This is a genomic window from Acidaminobacter sp. JC074 (assembly GCF_022496765.1).
GTDB lineage: Bacteria > Bacillota > Clostridia > Peptostreptococcales > Acidaminobacteraceae > JABXKX01.
In genome coordinates this window covers 13,965-36,448 of sequence record NZ_VANV01000007.1, presented here as the reverse complement: position 1 = coordinate 36,448, position 22,484 = coordinate 13,965, and the positions used below count along the sequence as shown (strand labels likewise).

Below are 22,484 nucleotides of genomic sequence, written 5' to 3'. Positions count from 1 at the left end.
GATGGCGATAACAGATGTTTTAGAAGGAAAAAGTCTTGACTACGGTAAAAGACAAAGATTTCCCTTAAAGAGCCTTGGAGACTTGGTTATTTCAATAGAAATGGACAAGGAACTCCATTTGGCATTCTCATCGGGTGCTAAGGGGAAAATCAGCTTGATTTATGATCAAGCCATCCACTTTGAAATGTATACACAAGATGTATGTGAGTCATATCCAATTGGTGCTAATGCCCCTTATATGATAGGTGACAAGCCTTCTGTCAAGAAAATAGATGTGATAGACCAAGATGACAAGGTGACCCTTACTATTAATAGATACAAGCTAATCTTATATAAAAAGCCTTTTTCATTTGAACTTGTTTTAGAAGATGAAAAAGTTCTTGCAAATAAGGATCTTTCTTGGAATGAAAGAGAAATATTCTTTGATTTAGAGATAAAAAATCACGAGTACTTTTATGGAACCGGCCTTAGAAGAGCTTATCCTCTTAACAATCATACAATAAAACATAGGATAGAAAAAAATACTTGGGATGGTAAATCTGTACCATTCTACATGAGTAACTCTGGTTATGGCTTGTTTTTAAATACCACCCTTTGGGATACAACCTTTGATTTTGATGGTAATCAATTAGAGATCTCTCTGCCAAAGAGTCATATGTTGGACTGCTATATCTTTTTAGGAGATTTTAAGGAGGTTCTTAAGTCTTATCATGACTTGACGGGCAAGCCCTTTATGCCGCCTAAATGGTCATTAGGCTATTGGACCGGCAGGTATAGCTATAGGACTCAAGAAGAGGTTTTAGAGAATGGCTTTAAGTTTAGAAAAAAAGACATTCCTTGTGATTTGATGTTTTTAGACCTGATGTGGCGTGGTGTTTATGTACCTAATGAAGTGACAGATTTGACTTGGGACTATGATTGTTTTCCAAAACCGGTAGACATGATCAATGATTTAAAAAAGGAGAACTTAAAGCTCTTTACCCATGTAAATACAACTTGCAACATTCATTATAAAGATTTCTCGAATCCACTTCATATTTCAAAATGGCGTCAACAGATTATGCCTTTGATTGAAGAAGGTGTTAAGGGCTTTATGGTTGATGGTGGTGAAGGCAAGGGCATGAATGAAAACTTCATGTCATGGAATGTTCAAGGTGGCAGATATTTTAATGGTATGTATCCAGAGGAAATGGCCAACATATGGGGGCTACTTTACAACAAAACTGTCATAGAGGCCATGAGAGACCAAAATCCTGATGAAAGAATGTTTGGCTTAACTAGAGCTGCTACAACAGGCAGTCAACGTTATGGTTTAATCTGGTTTGGTGATCACGAGTGTAAGTGGGAAGAGCTACATGATGAAATCATGGCTGGCATGAATATGTCGATGTCTGGTTTACCATTTTGGACAATGGATATAGGCGGTATTCAAGGTGAACCTAAATGGGATTTATTCATCAGATGGTTGCAGTTTGGATGTTTTGTTTCAGTGACAAGAACCCATGGAAGATTCCCCAAAGAACCATGGTTATATGGGGTAAGGGCTGAAAGTATAGCAAGAGATTTACTTAATTTCAGAATGAGAATCATGCCTTATATCTACAGTATGATCAAAGACATGCATGACAGTGGTTTGCCGCCTGTCAGACCAATGGCACTTTCTTATCCAAGGCAAAAGGACCTTCATAGAATTTGGGACCAGTGGTTGTTTGGAGATAATTTGCTGGTTGCACCAGTATATAAAGAAGGCAGAAGCTCTAGACATGTGACTTTACCTTCAGGCAGATGGCTTCATATGGCTACAGGTAATATCTATGATGGCCATTCTGAAATTCATGTCGATGCACCAATTGAATCTATTCCTGTATTCTTAAAAGAAGGTGGTATTTTACCATTAAGACCTGTGTGTCAATCTGTGGATGAAAGCTATAATGAGTTAACAGTTTATGTGTTTTCTGATGAGAAAGGTTCATCTTACTCTATGTATGAAGACGATGGCATGACAGTTAACTATAAAAATGAGCATGGTTTTATTCATTTTAAACAAGTGCTTTCTAATAAGTCTCTTCATATAGACTTTAGGCTTGAAGACAAAGGTTATTCATCCTTGATTGAGAAGATCAGCTTCAGGTGTGTTGGGGATATAGATATGGTATATGTTAATGGTAAAGACTTAAAAGTAAATCCCCTGTATTCAGAAACTGTAAATAGGACTATATATGAGGTTGAGGTAATCGTATGATAAAAAAATCTTTTAATTTGGAATCACCAGATGGAAACGTTAAGGTGAAAATAGAATTAGATAAATCTATAAGCTATCAGGTTTATTTTGGTGACCAGACCATTATAAAGCCATCTTCTTTAAGTATGGTTTTAAAACATGATCTTATAAAAGATAATCTAGAATTTATAAAAAAAGAAACTGCTAGGCACAAAGAGGTTTGGAAGCCAATATTAGGTCAAAAATCTTCTATAAAAAATGACTACAATGAAGAGAAGATAATGTGTACAACAGGTTTGACTCAAGTAACCTTTGTATTCAGAGCCTTTAATGACGGCCTGGCATTTAGATATATTTTAAATGCAGATAGTGATATGACCATTCTAGAAGAAGCTAGTATGTTTAATATAGACCAAAAGGTGGACGCTTGGTGGATTCCAAATGATTGGGATAGCTATGAGTATCTATACCATCATACCAAAGCCGAGGCCATCAAGGAGGTTTCTACCCCAGTAACTTTTAAAAATGACCAGGGCATTTGTTTTTCTATCCATGAAGCGGCCTTAGTCAACTACTCGGGTATGGCTTTAAAAGGCATGAGTGGGGGAAGTCTTAAAAGCCACTTGTGCCCATGGCCGGATGGTAGATTGGTAAAGGGCAAAAAAGAAATTATCACACCATGGCGTACCATTATGATTGGAGAGAATGAAAGTAAGCTAGTTGAATCAGATATGATTTTAAATCTGAATGATCCTTGTGAAATAAAAGATACATCTTGGATCAAGCCTATGAAATACATGGGTGTTTGGTGGGAAATGCATATCAATCAATCTGATTGGGGCAGACACAATAGTCGTCATGGTGCAAGAACTGAAAATGTAAAAAGATATGTGGACTTTATTAAAGAACATTTGATTGAAGCAGGTAACTCAGAAATCGGTTTATTAGTAGAAGGTTGGAACAAAACTTGGGATGGCCACTGGCCTGACAATTACAATGATTTTATTTTTACTGCAGATGGTGCTTATGATGACTTTGATTTAAGTGAGGTCATTGACTACTGTAAAAAGAATCAAGTGGCTTACATCATGCACAATGAAACCGGCGGAGGCATTTTAAATTATGATAAACAAAGGCTTCAGGCCTACAGTGATTATGAGAAACTTGGCATTCATGCTATAAAATCTGGTTATGTTGCTGGTGGTCCTATGAAGGACCCAAAAGGCCTTCACCACCATGGCCAGTATATGATTGATCACTACAATCAGGCCGTTATTGATGGTCTTAGGCATAAGCTTATGATCAACACTCATGAGCCTATTAAGGATACCGGTTTATCAAGAACTTATCCTAATTGGGCAACACGTGAAGGGGTAAGAGGGATGGAGTACAATGCATGGAGTGAAGGCAATCCGCCAGATCATACAACCATTTTACCTTTTACAAGAGGCTTAGCAGGACCTATGGATTATACACCAGGTATTTTTGATGTAATAATGAATGACAAGTACAGGGTCCATACAACAGTAGCCAAACAGTTAGCCTTATATATAGTCTTATACAGTCCATTTCAAATGATTGCAGACGTGCCTGAAAATTACCTTGATGCTGATGGTAAACCACTGACAGGCTTTAAGTTTATACAAGATCTAGCGCTCGATTGGGATAAGACATGCATACTGAACGGTCAGGTCGGCAAGTACATTACAACAGCTAGAAAAACAAAAGGCAAAGATGAGTGGTTTATAGGGTCTATTACAAATGAAGAGTCTAGAGAAGTTACATTATCCCTTGATTTCTTAGATGAAGGTATCTATCAGATGGAAGTCTATAAGGATGCAGAGGGCACTGATTATTTGACCAGCCCAATGAGTCTTGTTTATGAAAAATCCAGTGTAAACTGCGAGACTCAAATGACACTTAAGTTACCAAGTGGCGGTGGACAAGCGATTAGACTATATAGACAAGTTTAGCTTCCTACTGGTAATTAAGTGGTCACTTGGTTATAATAAAACGTGAACGAAGTTTAAGATGAAATAGAGGTAAGTATGGCAAATTTGAGTTTATTGATTAAACCGGCTTCAAGTCTGTGTAATTTAAATTGTGAGTATTGTTTTTACCATGATGTGGCTGCTCATAGAGAAACAGCTTCTTATGGTATCATGACTTTAGATACGGCTGATAAGATTTTAGAAAAAGCCAAGGCCTTTGTAAAAGAAGATGGCATTGTCATCGCTTTTCAAGGAGGAGAACCAACCCTGGCAGGACTTGACTTTTTTAGGGCTTTTGTAGACAAGGCAAAAGTTTATTTTAATCCTCATCAGCTGAACTTTGCCATACAAACCAATGGTATGGTCATAGATGAAGACTGGGCTGGATTTTTTAAGAAACATAACTTTTTAGTGGGTGTCTCTTTAGATGGTAAGAAAGAGACCCATAATCTTAACAGGTTAGACCACAACAAGGATGGTTCTTATAAGAGGGTACTAGAAGGCATTAAGATGCTTGAAAAGCATGAAGTGTCCTTTAACATTCTGACAGTATTAAATAAGCCTGTTGCCAGAAAAATAAAAAGCATTTATATGGATTATAAGAAGAAGGGCTTTAAGTATCTTCAATTTATACCATGCATTGAACCCTTTGAAGGGCAAAGTCGTTTTTCTCTAACACCAAAAGAGTATGAGAAGCTTTTGAAAGAGCTCTTTGATTTATGGTATGAAGATATTATAAAGGGCCATCCAATAAGCATACGTCTGTTTGATAACTACCTGTCTATGTTACTGGGTAGACCACCTGAGTCATGTGATTTAAATGGTCACTGTTCTGTCCAGAATGTGATAGAAGCAGATGGTTCAGTTTATCCATGTGACTTCTATGTCTTAGATGAATACAAACTCGGTAACGTTCATACAAATACTTTTGAAGACATGATCTCTTCACAAGTGACACAAGTCTTTATCACACCATCACTTAAGAGACCGAATGAATGTGACGTTTGTAGGTATCTGCCTTTATGTAGAAATGGCTGTAGACGATACAGAAAAGATGACAAGTACTACTATTGTGATGCTTTAAAAGGCTTCTTTGACTATACAATATTAAGATTTGAACATGTAGTTCATATGATCAGAACGGGACAAATTTAATCCCGTTCTTTTTAAATAAAAGTATTTTTTTAGCTTGTATAAATGTTCACGATATGATATATTAATTGAAGATAAAAATCTTTAATGATGTGCGGGTCGCATCAAAGATTGGAAATGTCGTTATGGATTTTTGTCGCGTGCAAAAATCTTTTTTTATTACTTTAAAATGGTACAGTGAGACCAAAAGGAGGCAAACGATGGATAAGAAATTATCAGCAAGAAATTTTATTCTAGGTTTACAGCATCTTGTAGCAATGTTCGGAGCAACAGTATTGGTTCCAGCTATTACAGGCTTTAATCCAGCAGTTGCATTATTCGCAGCAGGTTGTGGAACATTAATCTTCCACTTTGTTACTAAAAGAAAAGTACCTGTATTTCTAGGATCTTCATTCTCGTTTATCGCAGTAATATTAGCAGTTAAAGAAATGCATGGTGGAGATTTAAGATACGCACAAGGTGGTTTACTTGTAGCAGGTCTGGTATATGTCATTATTTCATTATTTATTGGAAAGGTTAAACTTTCTACAATTCATAAAATCTTACCACCATATGTAATCGGACCAATGATTATGATCATCGGTTTAACACTGTTACCAGTTGCGGTAGATATGGCAAGCGCACACTTTTTATTAGCAGGTTTAACACTTGTATATGTTGTATTAATCAACAAGTTTGCAACAGGTTTATTAAAACAAATGTCAATATTATTAGCAGTTGTACTTGGTTACTCAACAGCACTAGTAATTGGTATGGTATCAGGTACACCAATTGTTGACTTCTCAGTAGTAACACAAGCAAACCTTCTAGCTTTTCCTGAGTTTACAACACCTAAGTTCAGTGCAGCAGCTATCTTTACAATCGTGCCAATCGTATTAGCGGTATTCATGGAGCACATTGGTGATGTAACAACAAACGGTACAGTAGTTGGTCAAGACTTCTTAAAAGATCCAGGCTTAAACAGAACACTTTTAGGTGACGGTTTAGCAACAATGTTTGCAGCTATGATTGGTGGTCCAGCAAATACTACATACGGTGAAAACACATCAGTACTTGCAATTACAAAGAACTACGATCCAAGAAACTTAAGAATTGCTGCAGTATTTGCAATCCTACTTGCATTATTCGGTAAGTTCGGTGCAATCCTTCAAACAATTCCAGTAGCTGTAATGGGTGGTATCTCATTCATGTTATTCGGTATGATTGCTTGGATTGGTGTAAGAATGATCAAAGACAATAAAGTAGAATTTAACGCTCAATCAATTATTGTTATGGTAGTGATGTTAACAATCGGTTTAGGTACAAGCTACTTATCAAAGTATGCTGGTATTACTATTGGTGTGAAGTTAACAGAGACTGTTATGTTAACAGGTTTATCTTTAGCAGCGATTTCAGGTGTGGTATTAAACTTAGTACTTAACTTGGTATTCAAGACTGAAATCAAAGATACTGAAGAAAGAAGACCAGAAGCAGTATAAAAAAAATCCTGAATATCAGGATTTAACGGGCATAACACTTATTAGGAACTTGTAGGTCACACGACCTATGAGTTTTTTTATTGGATTAATTTTAACGGGATAATAGTAGTCGGCCTTGTACCAACCCTTTTCTGTCCAGTATTTATAGTCAGCCTTGTGTTCTATCTGGGTATTGGCCTTCCACATTGAAAACCAGATCAAGTCTTTGATGGTAGGCGACTTGGTCTTTTGGTGTAGGAGATGATGGTACTTTCTAGCGGACTTCTCAATCTTAGTTGTAATCTTTTCATGAGAAACAGGTCTTCCAAATAAGGTGATATCCAGTTTAATGGTATCTTTGACTCCAAAGGCTGAAAGTACCTTCTTTAGGTAGTTAACATTGTCCTTGGAATGAGAACCCATGGTTGTAACAACGGCCATACCCTTCTTATGAAAAAGCTCAGGTCGATGGAACAAGAAAGTCAGTGAATCGATGAAGTTTTTCATAGCACCTGATACATTCATGGCATAAACAGGTGATGAAAAGATGATGCCGTCAGCTTGTCTTAACATATCTGCATAGACCTTAACCTGATTACTTTGGTAACAAGCGTCTTCACCTTCTAGAAAGCACCTGAAACAAGACTTACAAAAGCCCAGTTCTAAGTCTTTCATATGGATGTATTCAAAGTCATAATCGCCTTGATTTGTTAGTGTGTTTTCTATTACTTTTAGTGTTTCATACGTGGCTCCTTTTTTTATGGAACCATTTACAATGACAATTTTCATGTTTTCACCTCCTATTCAATATATCATATATAAAAGTCTTCATCTATCATGGATTTTCATGATATTCTAAAAGGGGGACTTTTTTTATGAAGACATATGAATTGATGAGAAGACGTGTGAGTATCAGAAAGTTTAATGACAAGCCTATAGACAGTGAGATTATGGATAAAATCATTGCTGCAGCGATTCATGCACCTACAGCAGGTAACATGGTACCTTATTCTATACTTAAGGTAAAAGATAAAGAAACACTTAAAATACTGAGTGAGACGTGTGACCATCAGCCTTTTATAGCTGATGCAGACACAGCGCTTGTTTTTTTAGTGGATATCAATAAGTGGCATAGGTATTTGATGTTAAATGATGTAGAAGACTATGCAAAAAAAACGGGTAGAAAGTACCTTGGACCAACCATAGCAGATGCCATACTTGGCATCAATGATGCCTTGATTGCATCTGAGAACTCAGTTATGGCTGCTGAAGATTTTGGTATAGGTTCATGCTACATTGGTGATATCATGGAAAACTTTGAAACACACAAGAAGCTTTTTAAGTTGCCAGATTATGTTTTTCCTGCAGCCATGCTTGTATTTGGTCATTACGATCATAGGCCTGAACCAAGGTATCGATTTGATACCAAACATATTGTATCAGATGAAACCTATCACACCCTGAGTGATGAAGAGCTTCACGATATGTTTTCTGAAAAAGAAAAGCTATACAATCCAAATATTTCAGAGGACATCAAGAACTATGCTCAACAGTTTTACAATAGAAAAATGGGTGCACCATTCTTTGAAGAAATGAATCGTTCCATTGAACTAATGCTTAACATGTTTAAAAGGCCATAGGCCTTTTCTTTCTTGTAGTTTATGGAAAAATTTGCTAAAATAAAATAGAAATTATGGAGGCAGTATGAAAATTTTACATACCGGTGATTGGCATCTAGGCAAACAACTAGAAGGTGTCAGTCGCTTAGAAGAACAAAAGTTAATACTAAAAGATATGACTGAGCTTGTGAAAAAAGAAGATGTAGATCTGATTTTATTAGCAGGTGACGTTTATGATACATTCAATCCGTCCTCAAGTGCTGAAACACTTTTTTATCAAACACTTAAGGATATGAGTGAAGGTGGCAAAAGATTGATAGTCGTCATACCAGGCAATCATGACAATCCTCTTAGGCTTGTTGCGGCCAGCCCGCTTGCTAAAGAACATGGCATCATCATGATAGATAAGTTAACCTCTAGTCTTCCCGTGGGTAGATATGGAGACCACCAAGTACTTGGTGGGGGTCCAGGTTACATTGAAGTTATGATCAAGGATGAAAAGGCGGTAATCTTAACCCTGCCTTATCCAAGTGAGAAAAGATTAGAAGAGTCTTATTATCAGTTTGGTTCTGAAGAGGAAGACCAGTTAAAGGCTTACAATGAAAAGATTCGTGATATCTTTAATGAGCTTTCTAAAAACTTTAGACAAGACACCATTAATCTTGTAATGAGTCATCTATTTGCCATGGGGGCAGAAGAAACAGGTTCAGAAAGGTCCATTCAGCTGGGGGGCTCTTATATCATAGATGCTTCGTGTTTTCCTGAAAATGCAGACTATGTGGCCTTGGGTCATATTCATAAACCTATGACAGTACCAGGCACTCAGAAGAAGGTAAGATATTCAGGCTCACCCCTTCAATACAATAAAAAAGAAAGGCACTTTGAAAAAGGCTGTTACATCTTAGATATGGCTGTGGGCGGTATAAAAGACATTGACTTTCATCCTCTAAAGGTTTATAAGCCTATAGAGGTATGGCAGTTAGATTCCATTGAAGAAGCCATCTCTATGTGCAAAGAAAAGTCTGAGGAATCCTCTTATGTCTATATGGAAATTAAAACAGATCGTTTTATACAAGAACATGAAATCAAAGAGATGAAATCCTTAAAATCAGACATTTTAGAAATTACACCGATTCTGGATCAAATGGAAATGGACTATTCTGGCAATGCTACAGAAGAGCCTATTCATGAACTTTTTGAGAAGTTCTACATCAAGGAAAGACAAGTAGCGCCTACAGAGGAGTTGACAGCACTTTTAATGAAGATTTTAGGAGATGAAGATGAAACCGATTAAATTAACAATGAAGGGTCTTAACAGCTTCTTAGAATCTCAAACCATAGACTTTGAAGCCTTAACTCAGTATGGCCTATTTGGTGTTTTCGGACCGACTGGCTCAGGAAAATCGTCTATATTAGATGGTATGACATTAGCACTTTATGGAGAAAACTCAAGAAACTCTTCTAACTATATCAATGTGCAGACCGACCGTATGCAAATCGAGTTTGAGTTTGAGGTGGACAAGGTTTCTTATAAGGTCATAAGAACTTTTAAAAGAACGCCACAAGGGTCTATTAATTCAGCCAAGCCTATGAAACTGGAGTCTTTTGTTCACGGTGAGTGGGTCATCTTAGAGGAACAAAAGAAGCTGATAGACAATAAGATCTATGAGATCATCGGCCTAGAGTTTAAAGACTTTATTCGCACAGTCGTTTTACCACAGGGCAAGTTTTCAGAGTTTATACAATTAAAAAATCAACCTAGACGAGACATGTTGGAGCGTCTGTTTGATTTATCAAAATACGGTAACGACTTATCAGATAAGTTAAAAGCCGCCAAAAGAAAAGAAGAAGACAAGGCTTTAACCATAGCTGGTGAATTAAAGGGTTATGAAGACGTGACTCCTTCTAGAAAAAAAGAACTAGAAGATAAGTTAAAAGAAGTAAAAGAACAATACGAAAAAGATCATAAACAAGTAATCACGTTAAGAGACCAGCTTAAGTCTTTAGAAAAGACTTATAATCTCAGTCAGGAGCTTGAAGCATCTGAAAAGCTTCATCAAGAACTTTTAAACCAAGCTGAGGACATGAAACTTAAAGAAAAGCAGATGCTTGAAGGACAAAAGATTCTTCGTGTGGTGCCTTATTATGACCAAATGCGTGACTCTAAGAAGAAACTTGACCAGGTCATTATGGACTATGACCAGGCGTTAACATCTTATCAAGTACTCGACCAAAGACTTGAAAGCGATCAAAAGCTTTATGACAAGTCCAGTCAAGACTATCATAACTTTATGAATCTCTTTGAAGTAAAAAGATCTAATTTTGAAAAACTCATTAAAGACAAAGACATGCTCCTTAATAAAGAAGCCCGTCTTAAAGAAGAAGAGAAAGTGCTTAATAAAAGTGGGCTTGAAGAAGCGGAAACGACTTCTTCGATAGAAAAAAAGAATCAAGAGAGTCATGACATAGAGGAGCATATTCAAAGCCTAGAAAAGGATATGGCAGACAAGGTTGTATCAGCTGAAAAACAAGCCTTTATTGACAAGGGATATGAACTTGAAAAATCTATTGAAAAACTAACTAAAGACCAAATATCCTTTGAAGCTTCTATAGAAAAATTGGCTATAAGTAAACATAGGCTTGAGTTAGATGCATTAGAAAAAGAGCTTAAGACCAGTAAAGAAAAAGTGACTGACTTACTGGAAGATGAAGCTTATACGCTTAAAAAGCAAGACCTTCTAAGAAAAGAAGAAATCTATACAAAATCAAAAAAAGATTTGGAAGACAATCAAAAATCTATAGACCTTATAAAAGCCTCTTTAGATGAGAATAATACTGCTATTGAGAAACACCAGCTTGTCTTACAGGATTATCTTTCTAGAAAAGAAGACAACTTACTTCAGACTATTAAGTCGACCTTAAAATCAGGTGATGACTGTCCTATATGTGGCCATGAAATTACTCAAATAACTTCTAAAGAAAGAGACTTTGTAGAGGATGAATCTATTGAAGAGACCATGAAGTCTTTGAAAGTAGAAGAAGAGACTTTAAAACACCAATTGAATCAGCTAGATGATGAGAAAAATCGTCTACATGAAACGTTTGAATCTGTAAAAGATTTTGATGTAAAAGCCATTGAGACTTTGGATATAAAGTATCAAGAGGACAAGAATCATGCAAATGCGCTTCAAAGGTTAGGCTTAGATGTAGAAAAGAAAAGAGACTTTGTAACTCTATTAGTTCAGCAGGAAGAAAGTGAAGTCAAAAGATTAGAAGAAGTAAAAGATAGCTTGGGTGAGTTAAAAGATCAGTACGGCTTATTAAAGTCTGATTATCCTGATACTTCTTTTGAAGTCCTAAAAGCTGACCTTTATGAGAAATCTAAAGACTACCAGACACTTAAGACAGAAGTGGATAAAAAACGTGACTTACTAAAGCTTGTTCAAAAAGACTTAGATACTAAAAAGATCACTCTAGAAGATGCAAGAAAGACCATGGCTTTAAAGTCGCAGGCTATTTCTAGTCTGAAAGGCGATATAGAAGCTTTAAGTAAGATGGTTGATACTCAGATAGACTATGAGTCAAACTTGACTAAGCTTTTAAACGAAAAGAAGCAACTTGAAATCAAACATGATGCAGACCAGGCGGCTTATAAGAAGCTAAAAGACAGTCACCAAGAAGCCTTACTGTTATACAATGAACTTAAGACGCTTAAGTCAACGTCTGAGTCTGCTTATTCTAAAGCTGAATCTACTTTAAATCAAAAGTTGTCTCAAGAAGTTCTGTTACTGGACCTTCTAAAAAAACATACATGGACAGTAGAAAAGCTGGACCAATTAAGAGTGACCTTAGAGGATTATCATAAAGAAGTTCATAGACTGACACTTGCTGTTCAAAACTTTAAAGATCTCTTAGGTGATGAAAAGGTCACACAAGAAGCTTTAGAGTTTCACAAGAAAGTACTGGTTGAATCAGAAGCAAACTTTGAGACTGTTAAAGAAGCCCGTATAAAAATAGAGAGAGACCTAGAATCTTTAAAGACAAAGTTTGATGAAATGAAAGACCTGCTTGAAAAGCAAGCGGCTATTGATTATCAACTCAGTCTTCTAAATGATTTACAGACCCTATTCAGAGGTAAGCGCTTTGTAGAGTTTGTTGCGGCTTATCAGTTAAGATATATTTCTATTGAGGCATCTAAACGCTTATTTGATATCACATCGGGTAAGTATGGCTTAGAGGTCGATGATCATGGACAGTTTTTAATCAGAGACTACAGTCATGGGGGTCAAATTAGAGATACATCCACCTTATCTGGTGGTGAATCCTTCTTGGTATCCTTGTCACTGGCACTTTCATTATCGAGTCAAATTCAGCTTAAGGGTAAAGCACCACTGGAACTCTTCTTCTTAGATGAAGGTTTTGGTACACTCGATGATAGATTTTTGGAATTGGTTATGTCTTCACTTGAGAAGATACATCATGATAAACTATCTATAGGATTGATCTCACATGTGGAATCGATTAAGAACAGGGTACCAATCAAGTTAAATGTAACACCGAGTGTTTCGGGGGTGAAAGGGAGTCGTGTAAAAATTGAGAAGTCATAAAGGCATGGTAAAGAAAATATTTAAAGGATCGATGCAGATTAAGAAGCCTATTTCAGAGGTTACAGAAAAGTTTTTAGATCCTGAATCAATCCGACACTACCAAGACGGATTTATGAAAAAAGAAATGAGACTTGGTAATGTAGGACAAGAAGACAGCGTGGCCATGTTGTACTATAAAAAGATGGCCATTGAGGAAACTGTTCTAATCAATCAGTTACCTAAATCATATGTAGCACTTTATCATCATAAGGACAGAGACTATATGATAAGGTCTTCCTTTGAATCTGTTGATGAAAACACAACTAGATTTGACTATGAGTATGAATACATCCGTTTGAGTCATCGAATGGATAGATGGCTTTTAAAGCTCTATCCTGATTTTTATAAGAATAACGTGGACAAATGGACTGAAAAGTTTAAAGAATATGTTGAGAAGTCATAGGAAATGGTTTAGGCCATTTCTTTTTTCTTGCAAGGAAAAGGATTTCATGATAATCTAAAATTGATAGTAAGACTATCAGTTTTAGAAATGGAGGGAATCACATTGAAGAAAAGTCGTATGTTTACCTATGGATTAGGTTCTTTGGGTAACAATATTATTTATGCATTTGTTTCTACTTACTTGTTAAAATTTTATGTAGATTCATTTGGTCTAGCAGCAGCTACAGTAGGTGTTTTGTTTTTTATAGCAAGGATTTGGGATGCCTTTAATGACCCTATTATGGGCATGATAGTTGATAACACTAAAACAAAACATGGTAAGTTTAGACCTTATCTATTATTTGTACCTGCCATCATGGGGATTACGACAGTCTTATGTTTTAGTCAGCCAAACTTGTCACCAAGTCTTAAGATTGTCTATGCATATATTACTTATATATTGTGGGGCATGTCTTTTACAGCAATGGATATTCCTTATTGGTCAATGTCAGCTGTCTTATCACAAAACCCAGATGACAGGGCAAAGGTTACAACCATTGCCAGAACATTTGCTTCATTTGGCTTTTTAATTGTCAATGTGGTGACTCTTCCACTTGTAGATATGTTAGGATCATGGGCAGCTGTTGCAGTTTTATTTGGTATATCATGTGTTGTCTTTACCTTGATTACATTCTTCTACAGTGAAGAAGTTGTGACTTATGAAAGAAAAGAAAAACAGACCATCAAGAAGGTCATTGAGCTTGTAAAAGCCAATGATCAATTAAGAATCCTACTTATGTCTATGGTTATTATAGAAGCTGTAAACACATTAAAAATGTCATTTACACTCTTTTATCTGGAATACACATTTTTAATTCCTAATCTTATTCCTGTCATGTTAGGCTTGTATTTACTCTTTACTGTCTTTGGTTCCATTGCAGCACCATTTGTGGCTAGGAGAGTAGGCAAGAAAATGACTTCAATTATTGGTTTACTTATAGTGGCTGTAACAAGCATCGGTATGTTCTTTACAGGCTATTCAAATATATACTCTGTTTTTGCATGGAATCTGATCAATGCTGTCGGTTACGGTTTTGTTTTGATTTCACAAAATACCATGGTCATAGACTGTGTGGAGTATGGCGAGTACAAGACTGGCAACAGAGCTGAAGGGATGGTATTTTCCATGAACATCTTTAAGACCAAGGTGGCAGCAGCAGTTGGTGGTATGATTGGTGCTTTTGGACTAGAATGGATCGGTTATGTAAGAAACGCTGTTCAAACAACAGCTACAAAAGACGGTATGCATATGGTCTTTACACTTGTTATTGGTATCTTATCCTTACTGGCTATTATTCCCTTAAGATCGTATACACTCACTGAAGATAAGTACCAAGAAATTGTTAAGAAAATCAGCTAGGGAGGCATCATGTATAAATGGGAAAATCCTCAAATCATAGAGGAAAACAAGGAAAAAGGTCATGTGGTATTAATGCCTTACGATGATAGGACTCTAATAGAGGGGCCTTCTTCCAATAAAATGCTTTTAAATGGTAAGTGGGATTTTAGCTACAAGTTTGGCCATGGAGATTTTACAGAAGAAAAAGCCATAGATGTGCCAGGACTCTGGCAACTGCAAGGCTACGGCAAACCCTATTATCTTGCCTTTGATTATCCACCTGCCTTGTCAAAAAAGAAAAGCAAAATACCTAAAATAGATCATGCTATGCAAGAAACAGGTGTCTACAAGAGACACTTTTTCTTAGATGAATCTTGGCTTGTTAAACACTTGTTTATCCACTTTGAAGGCGTTAAGTCTGCCTTCGAACTTAAAATTAACGGTCACTATGTCGGTTATTCTCAAGGGTCTATGACACCAGCAGAGTTCAATATTTCTGACTATGTCTTAGAAGGTGAAAATGAGGTAGAAGCCATCGTCTACAGGTATTGTGATGGGACTTACTTAGAAGATCAAGATATGTGGTTTTTAAGTGGTATCTTTAGAGATGTCTATCTTTATAGAGAAAAAGATACTTACCTAAGAGACTTCTACATGCATTCTAAGTTTGATAAGGACTATAAGGATGCTGAGGTTACTTTTGAATATGATGTTGTCTCTGATAAAGCTTATGAGATAACAATCGAGTTAATAGGTGAAGACATAACTTATAAACATGTAGTTTCTGATATGAGTGGTCTTACGAGCTTTAAGGTCCAGTCGCCTAAGCACTGGTCTTCTGAGATTCCTAATCTCTATAGACTGATGATCACACTTAAAACAGATACTGTTCAGTCTGTAAAAACCATGACCTTTGGTTTTAGGGACATAGAGATCATTGGTGACAAGATTTATGTGAACGGCAAAACCCTTTTTATTAGAGGGGTAAATCGTCATGATTTTGATCCTGAAACAGCATGGCATGTACCGGATGAACGTTATGATCAAGACCTTACTATTATGAAGAATCATAATATCAACGCCATCAGATGCAGCCATTATCCAAATGATTTAAGATTTTATGAAGCCTGTAACAAGTACGGTTTTTATGTCATGGATGAGGCCGATGTGGAAACACATGGTGTTAGAAGAAAAAATGTACCAGGCGACAATCCTAAATGGCGTCATGCGGTTGTAGACAGGATGGAGCGTATGGTCCTTCGTGACAGAAACTTCTCTTGTATCTTTATGTGGTCTTTAGGTAATGAAGCCGGTACTGGTAAGAACTTCTCCTATATGAAAGAGGCGGCTTTAAAACTGGATAAGAAGCGAGCTTTTCACTATGAAGGGGACGATACCATTGAGGTGTCTGATGTTCTTTCGAGGATGTATCCAACACCACAGTTTCTAGAACGTGTAGGAAAAAAAGAAGATATCACTGTCAACTTTGTAGACAATATTATGAATCAACTGGTTGCTGATAACAAGCCACTTAAAAAGGACTGGTACAAAGACAAACCTGTTATCGTTTGTGAATATGCCCATGCCATGCAAAACAGTTTAGGCAACTTCGATGAGTATATGGCTGTCTTTGATAAGTATGACAACTTAGCAGGCGGCTTCATATGGGACTTTGTCGATCAAGCCCTTAAGGTAAAAGAAGACGGCAAGATCAAATACCTGTATGGAGGCGACTTTGGTGAAGAAAAGGATCATGGTTATTTCTGCGCCAATGGTATTGTAGACTGTGAAAGAAATCTCCATCCATCTATAGTACAAGTAAAAAAGGGCTACCAGCCTATTCAGGTCACAAAAGAAGGTGACAGGTACAAAATTTCTAATAAACACATGTTTTTAAACTTAAATGACTTTACCTGTAGTCTTAAGGGTTTTATCAATGGTCAAGTTAAAATAGAAAAAGACAAGGCATTTGACCTAGAAGCAGGCCAGTCCTTAATCTATGAATCCAAGTTTAAAAACATCGATATGATAGAGTTTTCATTTAAAGATCATTCAGGTCATGAGGTGGCATTTGACCAGTTTGTCTTAAATGACTATAAGCCAGATAAGTTGGTCATGAAGAAACTGGATTATAAACGTGAAGGGGATAAACTCCTTGTGGGTGGTCACCAAATAGACTTAAAGACAGGTGATTTACATGTAGAAGACTTTGGTCTTTTAAAGATGAACTTTTGGCGTGCAAAAACAGACAATGATAGGGGCCTTGTTAACTTTGACAGACGTTTACATCGCTTTGTAGATAGACGCCTTGAGAAGGCATCTGATGACTATAAGCTTGTCAATTATCAGATTATAGAAAATCCAGAGGGTTTAAAGGTAGCCATTGATACCAAGGTGAATGGCTTTTATGATCAGGTAAGAAGAAGTTATATATTATCGAAAGATCAAGTGGTAATAGAAATGTCAGGTAAGCCAAAGAGAAATCTTGATAGATTTGGTATGACACTTATGTTAGACTATGATTACGACAAGTTTAAATGGTTTGGTAGAGGACCTGAAGAGAATTATCTAGATAGGAAGTCAGGTTCAAAGTTTGGCCTGTATGAACGCCATTTAGATGATTATATCCACCATTATATGAGACCACAAGAAAACAGTAACAGATCGGATGTATACTGGTTTAACTTAAGCGACAAAGTTAAGATTGAAACTCAAAATGAAAAAGGTTTATCCATCAGTGCTTATCCATATACACAAAAACATTTAGATCAAACAGAGCATATACACAAGTTAAAAAGACATAGTAAGTTTACCTTGAATATTGACCATCTCCAAAAGGGGGTAGGTGGTGATGAACCAGGTGTGGCAGCGCTTCATGAGCCCTACATACTAAAAAAGGACAAGGTCTACTCATATGGCTTTAGGATTATTAAGGAGAAACATGAGTAAGCGAGAAGAAAACAGGCAAATACGAAGTCAAAAGATGCTTGACGGGGCAGTGGCAGTCTTTGAAAAAAAATCTTTAGAGTCTGCCAAGATGACTGATATTGCAGATGCAGCAGGCATTGGTGTGGCTTCCTTGTATCGCTACTTCAAGACAAAAGCTGATATTGCCCTTCAGGTAGGCATCTTGTACTTTGAAGCGGTCAACGAGACACTTTCTGTCATACTGTCTAAAGATATATCTGGCATAGAAAAAGTTGAAGAGATGATGAGACAGTATCAAAACAAAGATGAAGCGTCTATGAGATTTATCAAGTTTATAGAAGAGCTTGACCATTATATAGAGAAGTTAGAGGAAAAGCCTGAAAGATTAAAAGACTATGAAGCAGCTGTTTATGGTCAAATTCCAAACTTCAATCAAGCCCTGACTGATGGTATATCTGATGGGACCATCTCTGAGACCATTGATTTAAGATACACCATAGATATGTTAAACCATACGCTGATGTCATTGAAGCAAAAGTTCTCAACAAGAGGGCATGTTGTTTCACTAGATACAGAAACGGCTCACGACCATGAAATGGCGCTTTTGATTAATGTGTTTTTATCTTATTTAAAGAATGGATTATAAAAATGAAGCTGGTCACCAGCTTCATTTTCTTGACAGAAGTCAAATACCATGTTACATTAAAGTAAACTGGTCTAAATGAAAGGTGGCAATATGGCAAAATACAATCGGGAAGTGATACTTGAAACAGGCCTGATGCTTTTAATGAAAAGTGGCTATACTGGACTTGGTATTCAAAATGTCTTAAAGGCATGTAACATACCAAAGGGTTCTTTTTACAACTTCTTTCCTAGTAAGCTTGAATTTGTAACAGAAGTTTTGGACCTTTACAACATGAAGATAGAAGAAGCCCTTAAGGATATTGATAAGCAGCAGATATCTCCTTATGATAAGGTGGTTCATTTCTTTAAACTGGCCAATCAAACCTTCTTTATGGGTGAGGAAATCGTCACTTGTCCCATGTTAAATGTTGTGGCGGACGAGGTTTTGGATGAAGCGTCACTTCTGACATTTATAGATAAGAAGTTTAAACTTCATAAGTCCTATCTAGAAAAGTGGATAGAAGAGGGACAAAGATCTGGTGTTGTAAAAAATCAGATTACACCACAAGAGTTAGCAGATATGATTTACGATATTTATCATGGCATTGTGTACAGAAGTAAATACAGTCAATCAAGAGATGTATCTGAAGTTTTCGTCATGAAAACACTACCATTTGTATTAAAATAATAGGCAACTATTATTTTTTTAGGACATAATAAGTAAACCAGTCTAATATAGGAGGTGTTTATGAGTTTACTATTTGATGTGGCCTACATAGGTTTATTAGTAGGTGTTTGGTTTTTTGCTAGAAGAAAGGAGATAAAATGATTACAGGTCATTTCACAACAGCCCTTGTTCCTTATGGAAACAATAAGAAGTACCCTTTGGTGGTCTTACTGATACTCACACAGATTCAGGATTTTCTAATTCCTGTAGACATGATGTTACAAAACCTAGGACTAGGCGATTTTAGGATTTTAGAGATGACTTACAGTCATGATATCGTGCCAGCGCTTATCCTTTCTTTTCTTTCTATGTTGATAATACATTTAATTTACAAGAATAGAAGCTTTACCTTATGGGCAGGATTTTTAGTGATCTTCCATGAAGTATGTGACTTACTAGCTGGTTTTTCTCATCACATTATGGGCCCGCATACCCAAGCTTTAGGATTTGACTTTTACAGACAAAATCAAGTCATGGCAGCTATTATAGAAGGTATGCTTGCTATTATCTGTATAGGCTACTATGTGAAAAAAAGAAAAGACCAAAATGACCCTATTTCAAGAGGAAGTCTTATTGGCCTACTGACAGTGGTATTTGCGCCTATTATAGGATTTGGTATTTTAGGAGCAACAGTAGGCGTTTTCTAGACCTTTTATGAGAAACATCCCTCTTATGCCTTGTGAAAAAAGCTTTTATATAATATAATGAGCTTGAAACAAAATTGTAATCATTACAAGGAGAGGCTTATGGAAGGAAATAATGTACTATTTGCATTTGCACTGACTTTGTTTGCCGGTTTATCAACTGGTATAGGTTCTGCACTTGCATTCTACACAAAAAAGACAAACAAGAAATTTTTATCAGCAGCACTGGGTTTTTCAGCGGGGGTAATGATCTATGTATCAATGATTGAAATCTTCGTTAAGGCGAGAGACTCGCTGGAATTGGCTATGGGGCCACAAAAGGGCTACTTAGTAACAACTCTAGCCTTCTTTGGTGGTATCGCTTTAATCGGTTTAATTGATAAGTTTGTACCAAGCTTTGAAAATCCTCATGAACTCCGTGATGTAACAGACATGGAAGAAAGAGGAGAAAAGCAAGAATTATTAAGAATGGGAATGTTTTCAGCTTTAGCTATTGCTATACATAACTTCCCAGAAGGTCTGGCAACATTTACAGGTGCCTTACAAGATCCTACACTGGGTGTAAGTATTGCCGTTGCCATTGCTATTCATAATATACCTGAAGGTATCGCTGTATCTGTTCCGCTTTACTTTGCTACAGGAGATAAGAAGAAAGCCTTTAGATTGTCATTCTTATCAGGTTTATCAGAGCCTGTAGGTGCGATTATAGGATACTTCATTTTAAGAACATTTATGACTGATACAACATTCGGTATCATCTTTGCAGGTGTTGCTGGTATCATGGTTTATATTTCACTGGATGAATTATTACCAACAGCTGAAAAATATGGTGAACACCATATAGCTATTTGGGGCCTAATTGCTGGTATGGCTGTTATGGCATCAAGTTTGGTATTGTTTGCATAATTGAAGCAGTCTTGACGACTGCTTTTTTTAGACTTATAATGTTTATAGGTTTAATTATTTAAACGAATGGATGGAGGACTTATGAGAAAATCATCTACTTCAGATCTATTGATCGAAGAAACTTTAGATAAGTTTCAAATGTTAACGCCAGTATTTACAGTGCTAGCAGATGAAAACAGACAGGCCATCGTCATGGCCCTAGGTAAGTATGACGAACTGAATGTGAAGACATTAGATGAAATCATTCCCTTGTCACGACCTGCAATTTCACACCATCTGAAAATACTCAAGCAGGCAGGGATTGTTGGCAGCAAGAAACAAGGCACAGAAAACAACTACTATTTAACCATAAAAAATGCCATTGAAGATGTCAGAAGATTATGTGATTTAATTGAAGAATCATGTAAGTTGATTTAGGAGGAACTTATGGTAAGAACACTATTAGAGAATCAAAAGATGTATTATCACGAAGGGCATACCCAGTCTGTCCGTTTTAGGATGGGACAACTACAAAAGCTTAGAGACGCCATAAAAAAATACGAGCTTGATATCATAGATGCCCTTTATAAGGATCTAAGAAAGCCTGCATTTGAGGCATATACACATGAGGTGGGTTTTGTATTAGAATCCATAACCTTTACAATGAAACGATTGAAGAAATGGCTACGACATGAAAACAAGAAGGTGCCCCTTCATCAGTTTGGATCAAAGGGTTATTTAACCTATGAGCCTTATGGTTCAGTTCTAATCATCGGTCCCTTTAATTATCCTTTCCAGCTTCTTATAGAGCCGCTTATTGGTGCGATAGCAGCAGGTAATACGGCTATATTAAAGCCTTCAAGCGATACACCACATACTGAGGCGGTTATTGTTAAAATGATTCAAGAAACCTTTGATGACCAGTTTATCTCTATTGTAACCGGTGGTAGAGAGATCACTACTGAGTTGATAAACAGTCCATTTGACTATATGTTTTTTACTGGTTCTGTGAATGTAGGTAAGGTGGTTATGGAAGCCGCTTCAAAGAACTTAGTACCTGTAACACTTGAACTTGGCGGTAAAAGTCCGACCATTGTCGATAAGTCAGCCAATATAAATATTGCAGCAAAACGTATTGCATGGGGCAAGTTTTTAAATGCAGGTCAGACATGTATTGCACCAGATTATGTTTATGTTCATGAAAAGGTTGCAGATAAGTTTAAAGTTGCTTTAAAGAAGCATCTACTAGCTTTTTACGGGGCGGATCCTAAAGAAAGCCCAGACTATGGTCGTGTTGTATCAGAAAAACACTTTAATAGATTAACTGAAATGATTCAAGGAGATGTGATTATCGGCGGTGATAGCGATATAGAAGATAAGTACATTGAACCGACTGTTATAGATAATGTCACTTGGGATGAACCAATTATGGCAGATGAAATTTTTGGTCCAATTTTGCCGATTATGACCTATTCTGATTTAGATGATGTCATATTCCAAATTAACTCTAGACCAAAACCACTGGCCCTCTATTTATTTACGACTAAGAAGTCTATTGAAAAGAAAGTCTTACAAAAGACTTCATCGGGTGGCATGGCCATCAACGATACCATCACCCACATCACTTCACCTTATCTACCATTTGGTGGCGTAGGCCATTCTGGTATGGGGGCTTATCATGGCAGGTATAGCTTTGAGACATTTTCTCATAGAAGAAGCCTTATCAAGAAAAGTAATTTAATTGACCTTGCCATTGCATTTCCACCTTATAAGGACAAGGTAAAGTTGGTTAAAAAAATCATGAAATAAG

The 22,484-nt window shown here is 36.6% G+C and carries 17 protein-coding genes; 16 read left to right on the top strand and 1 reads right to left on the bottom strand.

The genetic code is table 11. The annotated features are described in order from the left end of the window. The first annotated feature begins 1 nt into the window (after position 1). The 4 genes from EZV73_RS08565 (at position 2) to EZV73_RS08550 (ending at position 6,842) form a co-directional block, all read left to right on the top strand. Entirely contained in the window at positions 2-2,242 is a 2,241-nt protein-coding gene (locus EZV73_RS08565) for a TIM-barrel domain-containing protein (RefSeq protein WP_240839849.1), read from the top strand. Further along, positions 2,239-4,194, top strand: coding sequence for a glycoside hydrolase family 97 protein (locus EZV73_RS08560; RefSeq protein ID WP_240839848.1), 1,956 nt, complete (start codon positions 2,239-2,241; stop codon positions 4,192-4,194). Before EZV73_RS08565 ends, EZV73_RS08560 begins: the two co-directional genes overlap by 4 nt. A gap of 75 nt (positions 4,195-4,269) precedes the next feature. Further along, the gene (locus EZV73_RS08555) at positions 4,270-5,367 is read left to right on the top strand and encodes an anaerobic sulfatase maturase (RefSeq protein WP_240839847.1); all 1,098 of its coding nucleotides are present in this window, start codon (positions 4,270-4,272) and stop codon (positions 5,365-5,367) included. Between the two features lie 197 nt (positions 5,368-5,564). Beyond that, positions 5,565-6,842 carry a uracil-xanthine permease family protein gene (locus EZV73_RS08550; protein WP_240839846.1) on the top strand — a complete coding sequence of 426 codons (1,278 nt, stop codon included), beginning with the start codon at positions 5,565-5,567 and terminating at the stop codon, positions 6,840-6,842. Positions 6,843-6,857: 15 nt separating this feature from the next. Here EZV73_RS08550 and EZV73_RS08545 read toward each other — a convergent pair whose 3' ends face one another. Beyond that, positions 6,858-7,610 (bottom strand): NAD(P)H-dependent oxidoreductase, encoded by a 753-nt coding sequence (locus EZV73_RS08545; protein ID WP_240839845.1) that lies wholly within the window; start codon positions 7,608-7,610, stop codon positions 6,858-6,860. 86 nt (positions 7,611-7,696) lie between these two features. On the opposite strand from EZV73_RS08545, the gene EZV73_RS08540 reads away from it, so the two are divergent. The 12 genes from EZV73_RS08540 (at position 7,697) to EZV73_RS08485 (ending at position 22,483) form a co-directional block, all read left to right on the top strand. Beyond that, positions 7,697-8,461 (top strand): nitroreductase family protein, encoded by a 765-nt coding sequence (locus EZV73_RS08540; RefSeq protein ID WP_240839844.1) that lies wholly within the window; start codon positions 7,697-7,699, stop codon positions 8,459-8,461. A 64-nt stretch (positions 8,462-8,525) separates the two neighbouring features. Further along, a complete protein-coding gene (locus tag EZV73_RS08535) occupies positions 8,526-9,734 on the top strand; it encodes an exonuclease SbcCD subunit D (protein ID WP_240839843.1) in 1,209 nt (402 codons plus the stop codon). Then, a complete protein-coding gene (locus tag EZV73_RS08530) occupies positions 9,721-13,047 on the top strand; it encodes an SMC family ATPase (protein ID WP_240839842.1) in 3,327 nt (1,108 codons plus the stop codon). Before EZV73_RS08535 ends, EZV73_RS08530 begins: the two co-directional genes overlap by 14 nt. Next, positions 13,034-13,489, top strand: coding sequence for an SRPBCC family protein (locus EZV73_RS08525; RefSeq protein ID WP_240839841.1), 456 nt, complete (start codon positions 13,034-13,036; stop codon positions 13,487-13,489). Before EZV73_RS08530 ends, EZV73_RS08525 begins: the two co-directional genes overlap by 14 nt. 102 nt (positions 13,490-13,591) lie before the next feature. Then, entirely contained in the window at positions 13,592-14,887 is a 1,296-nt protein-coding gene (locus EZV73_RS08520) for an MFS transporter (RefSeq protein ID WP_240839840.1), read from the top strand. A gap of 9 nt (positions 14,888-14,896) precedes the next feature. Beyond that, positions 14,897-17,815: a glycoside hydrolase family 2 TIM barrel-domain containing protein gene (locus tag EZV73_RS08515; protein ID WP_240839839.1), complete on the top strand. Its 2,919-nt coding sequence runs from the start codon at positions 14,897-14,899 to the stop codon at positions 17,813-17,815. Further along, the gene (locus EZV73_RS08510) at positions 17,808-18,440 is read left to right on the top strand and encodes a TetR/AcrR family transcriptional regulator (RefSeq protein WP_240839838.1); all 633 of its coding nucleotides are present in this window, start codon (positions 17,808-17,810) and stop codon (positions 18,438-18,440) included. Before EZV73_RS08515 ends, EZV73_RS08510 begins: the two co-directional genes overlap by 8 nt. Before the next feature lie 90 nt (positions 18,441-18,530). Further along, the gene (locus tag EZV73_RS08505) at positions 18,531-19,106 is read left to right on the top strand and encodes a TetR/AcrR family transcriptional regulator (protein ID WP_240839837.1); all 576 of its coding nucleotides are present in this window, start codon (positions 18,531-18,533) and stop codon (positions 19,104-19,106) included. 137 nt (positions 19,107-19,243) lie between these two features. After that, complete coding sequence (locus EZV73_RS08500) at positions 19,244-19,792, top strand: hypothetical protein (protein ID WP_240839836.1); 549 nt, start codon at positions 19,244-19,246, stop codon at positions 19,790-19,792. A gap of 99 nt (positions 19,793-19,891) precedes the next feature. Continuing rightward, positions 19,892-20,695 (top strand): zinc transporter ZupT, encoded by an 804-nt coding sequence (gene zupT / locus EZV73_RS08495; protein WP_240839835.1) that lies wholly within the window; start codon positions 19,892-19,894, stop codon positions 20,693-20,695. Positions 20,696-20,776: 81 nt separating this feature from the next. After that, a complete protein-coding gene (locus tag EZV73_RS08490) occupies positions 20,777-21,112 on the top strand; it encodes a helix-turn-helix transcriptional regulator (RefSeq protein WP_240839834.1) in 336 nt (111 codons plus the stop codon). Positions 21,113-21,121: 9 nt separating this feature from the next. Continuing rightward, positions 21,122-22,483 carry an aldehyde dehydrogenase gene (locus tag EZV73_RS08485; protein ID WP_240839833.1) on the top strand — a complete coding sequence of 454 codons (1,362 nt, stop codon included), beginning with the start codon at positions 21,122-21,124 and terminating at the stop codon, positions 22,481-22,483. Position 22,484 lies beyond the last annotated feature (1 nt).